We start from the raw sequence: 6,649 nt of genomic DNA, 5'->3' as shown, positions 1-6,649 counted from the left end.
GGCACCGAGTGGTGGGGTAAGAGCGTTTTGCTTACTTTTGCGCTGTTCAAAAGTGAGCCGCCGTCAGGCGGAACCATAGGAGGCCGTTACCGCAAGAATGGATATGTACTCCGCCTGATCCAACACCCCAGAGGCCCACAAATGCAACGTCGCACCACAGTTATGTAGATACCGATACCGCAATGGGAACGGAACATTCAACAGTGTGGCGGCAGCTAGACCACATCCACCCCGACATGAATCGCATCATGCCGCCAGAACTCCAGGTCACAATCGATCAGCCGCTGATGCTGATCGTAGTTGACCCGGGCGATGCGCAACCCCGGGCTGCCCAGCGACACCCGCAAGGCCGCCGCCGCATCCACCGGCAGTGAGGTCGGCACGATCTCGAAGCGCACCCGCCCATAGTGCAAATCGTAATGCCGGGCATACAACTCGGTAATCGACTGATTCAGATCCAGCTGCAGAATCCCCGGGAAATACTGCGGGTTCAGGTAGTGCTCCACATACAGCACCAGTCGCCCGTCAATACGCCGAGCGCGGCAGATCTGGATCACACTCGACAGCGCCGGCAGCTGCAGCCAGGCACACACGGCTGCCGACGCCGGCTGCAGACGCGCCGAGATAACCTCGGTCGACGGCTCCCGCCCCTGGGCACTGACCATCGCGTGAAAGTGACTGCGCTGCATCAGGTTGTAAGCCAGCCGGGGTGGCGAGACGAACCAGCCACGGCGCTCCTCCCGATAAATCTGGCCTTGGGCCTCCAGTTGCAACAGCGCTTCACGCACGGTAATGCGTGTGGTGCCGAACAGCTCACTGAGCTTGCGCTCGGCCGGCAGCTTGCTGGCAGGCGCCAGCAGACCGTGGTCGATCTGCTCTTGCAGGACTTGGCCAATGGCTGTCACCGCGCGGGTTGCCTCTTCACGCATCAAGGTTACCTTTCTGGACTAGACCAGCACTGTTTCGGGGCCGGAGTGCGCCAAAAAACGCCTCCTCTAAGCTAGTGCAAGCCTAGGCACAACATATGACTGATCGATGACAAAGCCGCCCAACGGCAGCATCTAAGCACTGCAATTGTGCGGCCAAGTCCCGGTAAACCGGCCTCCTCCCGATGGTCTACGCTTATCTCGTTGTCACCCCTAGCGAGCGAAAAAAAGCCCTGGGCTGGGGCCGCCGACATCAAAGTGTCATCCAGCCCACCTAAATTGGCTCAGGTATTGCTGACCTAGACCAACCCAACCGCAAACGTTCGATAAAAACGCAGCGTTGAATACGCCCAAAGGAGCTTTCGATGAAACAGCTTTTCCTGGCATCCCTGTTAGGCTCGACCATTGCCATGTGCACCGCCGCCATGGCTGCTGATACCGATCTGAAAACCCTGGAAGCCGCTGCGCGAGCGGAAGGCGCGGTCAACAGTGTCGGCATGCCCGATGACTGGGCCAACTGGAAAGGCACCTGGGAAGACCTGGCCAAGACCTACGGCCTCAAGCACATCGATACCGACATGAGCTCGGCGCAGGAAATCGCCAAGTTTGCCGCGGAAAAGGACAACGCCAGCGCCGACATCGGCGACGTCGGAGCGGCCTTCGGCCCGATCGCGGTCAAGCAAGGCGTGGTGCAACCCTACAAGCCTTCGACCTGGGACCAGGTACCGGCCTGGGCCAAGGATAAAGATGGCAACTGGGCCCTGGCCTACACCGGCACCATCGCCTTTATCGTCAACAAGAAGCTGCTGCACGGTTCCCCTGCACCGACTAAGTGGGCCGACCTCAAGACCGGCAAATACAAGGTCTCCATCGGTGACGTGAGCACTGCCGCCCAGGCTGCCAACGGTGTACTGGCAGCGGCCCTGGCCAACGGCGGTGACGAGAAGAACCTGCAACCAGCACTGCTGTTGTTTGCCGAAATCGCCAAGCAGGGTCGCCTGTCGATGGCCAACCCGACCATTGCCACCATGGAGAAAGGCGAGGTCGAGGTTGGCGTGGTCTGGGACTTCAACGGCTTGAGCTACAAGGCCAAGATGGCCAACCCGGATGACTACACCGTGCTGATCCCGTCCGATGGTTCGGTGATTTCCGGCTACACCACAATCATCAACAAATACGCGAAGAACCCCAACGCCGCCAAGCTGACCCGTGAGTACATCTTCAGCGATGCGGGCCAGATCAACCTGGCCAAAGGCAACGCCCGGCCAATCCGCGCCGAACACCTGACCCTGCCCGCCGAGATCCAGGCCAAGCTGCTGCCGAACGAGCAGTACAAAGGCGTGACCCCGATCAAGGACGCCGACGCCTGGGAAAAAACCTCCAAGGCCTTGCCACAGAAGTGGAACGAAGAAGTCATCGTCGAAATGAAATAACCCCCGTAGGAGCGAGCCTGCTCGCGATGGCGACCTGACATTCGAAGACCTTCTCGGGTGTCAGGCCGTTCTCGTGAGCAGGCTCGCTCCTACAACGAATTACGATGTTTCGAGTTACCGATGTACGGAGTTTCAGTGCCATGAGTCACAACGTCATCCTTGTCGTTCTCGACGGTCTCAACTACGAAGTCGCGCGGCATGCCATGGGGCATTTGCAGGCCTATGTGCAGGCGCAAAAAGCTGCCCTGTACAAACTCACCTGCGAGCTTCCTGCGCTATCGCGCCCGCTCTACGAAACGATCCTGACCGGGGTCACGCCCATCGACAGCGGCATCGTCCACAACAACGTCGCGCGCCTGTCCAACCAGCGCAGCATTTATCACTATGCCCGTGACGCCGGCCTGACCACCGCCGCCGCGGCCTATCACTGGGTCAGCGAGCTGTACAACCGCTGCCCTTTCGTCGCGGCCCGGGATCGCCACACCGCCGAGCCCGAACTTCCGATCCAGTACGGCCACTTCTATTGGTCCGACCATTACCCGGATTCGCACCTGTTCGCCGACGCCGAGCACCTGCGCCTGCAACATGCCCCGCACTTTCTGCTGGTGCACCCGATGAACATCGACGACGCCGGGCACAAGCACGGCCTCGACACCCCGCAGTACCGTAACAGTGCCCGCTCGGCCGACATCATCCTGGCCGACTACCTGCAAGGCTGGCTCGACGCCGGTTACCAGGTGCTGGTGACCGCCGACCACGGCATGAACAACGACCGCTCCCACAATGGCCTGCTGGCCGAGGAACGGGAAGTCCCGCTGTTTGTGATTGGCGATGCCTTCAGCCTCGACCCCGATGCCGCTCCCAGGCAGCTCGAACTGTGCGGCACGGTGTGCCAGTTGCTCGGCATACCCCACGACAAACCTGTATGCCGGGAGTTGCTCAAGTGAATGCCATCACACGCGGCAAATGGCTGGCAGCGTTGTGCCTGGTGCCCTTTGCAATCTTCTTTTTCGTGTTCCAGATCGCCCCGCTGTGCTGGGTGCTGATCAACAGCCTGCAATCGGAAGAGTTCGGCTGGGGCCTAGCCAACTTCAACAAGATCTTCAGCTCCAGGTTCTACCTGCAAGCGATCCAGCACAGTCTGGAAATCAGTTTCTACTCCAGCCTGTTCGGCATTGTCATCGCCATCCTCGGCGCCTACTCGCTGCGTCGGGTCGACTCCAGGTTGCGCAACTTCGTCAACGCTTTCGCCAACATGACCAGCAACTTTTCCGGCGTGCCCCTGGCCTTCGCCTTCATCATCCTGCTGGGCTTCAACGGCAGCATCACCATCATGCTCAAGCAGGCCGGGATCATCGAGGACTTCAACCTGTACTCAAAAACCGGGCTGATCATCCTCTATACCTACTTCCAGATTCCCCTGGGCGTACTGCTGTTGTACCCGGCGTTCGACGCCCTGCGCGAAGACTGGCGCGAATCCGCCGAGTTGCTGGGGGCCAACGGCTGGCAGTACTGGCGCCACATCGGCCTGCCAGTGCTGACTCCAGCCCTGCTCGGCACTTTCGTGATCCTTCTGGCCAATGCCCTGGGCGCCTACGCCACGGTGTACGCCCTGACCACCGGCAACTTCAACGTGTTGCCGATCCGCATCGCGGCGATGGTTTCAGGTGACATTTCCCTGGACCCGAATCTGGCCAGTGCCCTGGCCGTGGTGCTGGTGGCCTTGATGACCGTGGTGACCGTGGTCCATCAGTTACTGTTGAAGAGGAGCTACCATGTCTCGCGCTGAACCCGGCTCTGCGGCCCTTTATCACCGCGTGGTGGTCTACCTGCTGTTTGCCATCTTGTTACTGCCGCTGGTTGGCACTCTGATCTACTCGATTTCCAGCAGTTGGTCGGCGACCATCCTGCCCTCGGGCTTCAGCTTCAAGTGGTACCTGCAACTGTGGAGCGACCCGCGTTTTCTCAACGCCTTCGGCCAGTCGCTGCTGGTCTGCGTCGGGGCGCTGATCCTGTCGGTGGTGCTGATCCTGCCGCTGCTGTTCGTTGTGCACTACCACTTCCCGAAACTCGATGCGCTGATGAACATCCTGATCCTGCTGCCGTTCGCGGTGCCGCCGGTGGTGTCCTCGGTGGGCCTGTTGCAACTCTACGGTTCCGGGCCGTTCGCCATGGTCGGTACGCCCTGGATCCTGGTGGGCTGCTACTTCACCGTGGCGCTGCCGTTCATGTACCGGGCAATCACCAACAACCTGCAGGCAATCAACCTGCGCGACCTGATGGACGCCGCCCAGTTGCTCGGCGCCAGCACCTTCCAGGCGGCGTTCCTGGTGGTGCTGCCGAACCTGCGCAAGGGCCTGATGGTGGCGTTGCTGCTGTCGTTCTCGTTCCTGTTCGGCGAGTTTGTGTTCGCCAACATCCTGGTCGGCACCCGCTACGAAACCCTGCAGGTGTACCTCAACAACATGCGTAACAGCAGTGGCCACTTCACCAGCGCGCTGGTGATCTCCTACTTCCTCTTTGTGCTGGTTCTGACCTGGGCTGCCAATATCTTGAACAAGGACAAAAGCCAATGAGCTATGTCAGCGTCCAACACCTGCAAAAAAACTACTCCGGCACCACGGTGTTCAGCGACATCAACTGCGAAATCCACAAGGGCGAGTTCGTCACCCTGCTCGGCCCTTCGGGTTGCGGCAAGTCCACCCTGCTGCGCTGCATTGCCGGGCTGACCGCGGTGGATGGCGGCAAGATCCTGCTCGAGGGCCAGGACCTGGTGCCCCTGAGCCCACAAAAACGTGGGATCGGCATGGTGTTCCAGAGCTATGCGCTGTTCCCCAACATGACCGTGGAACAGAACGTCGCCTTCGGCTTGCGCATGCAAAAGGTCAATGCCGACGACAGCCACAAGCGCGTACAGGAAGTACTGCAACTGGTGGAGCTGACTGACTTTGCCGCGCGTTATCCGCACCAGTTGTCCGGCGGCCAATGCCAGCGCGTAGCCCTGGCCCGCTCCCTGGTCACCCGTCCACGCCTGCTGCTGCTCGATGAGCCGCTGTCGGCACTGGATGCACGGATTCGCAAGCACCTGCGCGAACAGATCCGCCAGATCCAGCGTGAGCTGGGGCTGACGACTATTTTCGTCACTCACGATCAGGAGGAAGCGTTGACCATGTCTGATCGGATTTTCCTCATGAACCAGGGAAAAATCGTACAAAGTGGCGACGCAGAGACCCTCTACACTGCGCCAGTGGATGTGTTTGCCGCCGGATTCATCGGCAACTACAACCTGCTTGATGCCGCCAGTGCCAGTAAACTGCTGCAACGTCCCGTCAACAGCCGCATCGCGATTCGCCCGGAGGCCATCGTGCTGAGCCGCACGGGCGAACCCGATACCCTGATCCGCAGCCACAGTCTGCTGGGCAACGTGATTCGCTATCGGGTCGAGTCGCGCGGTGTGGAGTTGGTGGTGGATGTACTGAACCGTTCGGCGGCTGACTTGCATGCCGACGGTCAACGCCTGGCACTGTCCATTGATCCGAGCGCCCTGTGTGAGGTCGCCTGATGATGTCAACGAATGAGCTGAAGAGAGAGCACTGATGGCCCTGGCAATTTTTGATCTGGACGAAACCCTGATCCACGGCGACTGCGCCACCCTCTGGAGTGAGCAGATGGCCCGCCTGGGCTGGGTCGACGGCGAGTCGTTCATGCGCCGCAACAACGAACTGATGGACGCCTACAGCCACGGCAAGCTGGCCATGGAAGAGTTCATGGCCTTCAGCCTGGAACCCTTGATCGGGCGTACCCCGCAAGAGGTCGAGCACCTTGTAGGGCCCTGGGTCGAAGACTTTATCGAGCCGATCATTTTCAGCGATGCCACCAAGACCATCGCCGCCCACCGCAAGGCCGGCGACCGGATCCTGGTGATTTCCGCCTCGGGCACCCACCTGGTCAAGCCCATCGCCGAGCGCCTGGGCATCGATGAGGTGCTGGGTATCGAACTGGAGCTGGTCAACGGTTTCTACAGCGGCCATACCGTCGGCACCCTGACCTACCGCGAAGGCAAAATCACCCGCCTGCTGGAATGGCTGGACGCCGAAGAAGAAAATCTCGAGGGCGCGAGTTTCTATTCCGACTCCCGCAACGACCTGCCCTTGCTGCTCAAGGTCGACTTCCCCCACGTGGTCAACCCGGACCCAGTGCTGCGCGAGCATGCACAACAGGCCGGGTGGCCGATTCACCACTGGAAGTAATCGAATACCTGTGTGGGAGCGGCCTGCTCGCTCCCACCGT

The 6,649-nt window shown here is 60.4% G+C and carries 7 protein-coding genes; 6 read left to right on the top strand and 1 reads right to left on the bottom strand.

Going from position 1 to position 6,649, the window contains the following annotated elements; all coding sequences use genetic code 11:
• Positions 1–215: 215 nt before the first annotated feature.
• Positions 216–929: a phosphonate utilization transcriptional regulator PhnR gene (phnR, locus tag ACIOVD_RS21265; RefSeq protein WP_095170300.1), complete on the bottom strand. Its 714-nt coding sequence runs from the start codon at positions 927–929 to the stop codon at positions 216–218.
• 362 nt (positions 930–1,291) lie between these two features.
• On the opposite strand from phnR, the gene ACIOVD_RS21260 reads away from it, so the two are divergent.
• The 6 genes from ACIOVD_RS21260 (at position 1,292) to ACIOVD_RS21235 (ending at position 6,609) form a co-directional block, all read left to right on the top strand.
• Positions 1,292–2,359 carry an ABC transporter substrate-binding protein gene (locus tag ACIOVD_RS21260; protein ID WP_159997426.1) on the top strand — a complete coding sequence of 356 codons (1,068 nt, stop codon included), beginning with the start codon at positions 1,292–1,294 and terminating at the stop codon, positions 2,357–2,359.
• Positions 2,360–2,499: 140 nt separating this feature from the next.
• The gene (locus tag ACIOVD_RS21255; RefSeq protein ID WP_159997428.1) at positions 2,500–3,306 is read left to right on the top strand and encodes an alkaline phosphatase family protein; all 807 of its coding nucleotides are present in this window, start codon (positions 2,500–2,502) and stop codon (positions 3,304–3,306) included.
• Positions 3,303–4,148: an ABC transporter permease subunit gene (locus ACIOVD_RS21250; RefSeq protein WP_095170303.1), complete on the top strand. Its 846-nt coding sequence runs from the start codon at positions 3,303–3,305 to the stop codon at positions 4,146–4,148. Before ACIOVD_RS21255 ends, ACIOVD_RS21250 begins: the two co-directional genes overlap by 4 nt.
• Complete coding sequence (locus ACIOVD_RS21245) at positions 4,135–4,935, top strand: ABC transporter permease (RefSeq protein ID WP_095170304.1); 801 nt, start codon at positions 4,135–4,137, stop codon at positions 4,933–4,935. Before ACIOVD_RS21250 ends, ACIOVD_RS21245 begins: the two co-directional genes overlap by 14 nt.
• On the top strand, positions 4,932–5,921 hold the full coding sequence (locus ACIOVD_RS21240) for an ABC transporter ATP-binding protein (protein WP_095170305.1): 990 nt from the start codon (positions 4,932–4,934) through the stop codon (positions 5,919–5,921). Before ACIOVD_RS21245 ends, ACIOVD_RS21240 begins: the two co-directional genes overlap by 4 nt.
• Positions 5,922–5,955: 34 nt before the next feature.
• Entirely contained in the window at positions 5,956–6,609 is a 654-nt protein-coding gene (locus ACIOVD_RS21235) for an HAD family phosphatase (RefSeq protein WP_159997434.1), read from the top strand.
• The last annotated feature ends 40 nt before the right edge of the window (positions 6,610–6,649 follow it).

The organism is Pseudomonas sp. NPDC087626 (assembly GCF_044743405.1).
Lineage (GTDB): Bacteria > Pseudomonadota > Gammaproteobacteria > Pseudomonadales > Pseudomonadaceae > Aquipseudomonas.
Note: the sequence above shows the minus strand (reverse complement) of the source record. Positions and strands in the feature narration are given on the sequence as shown.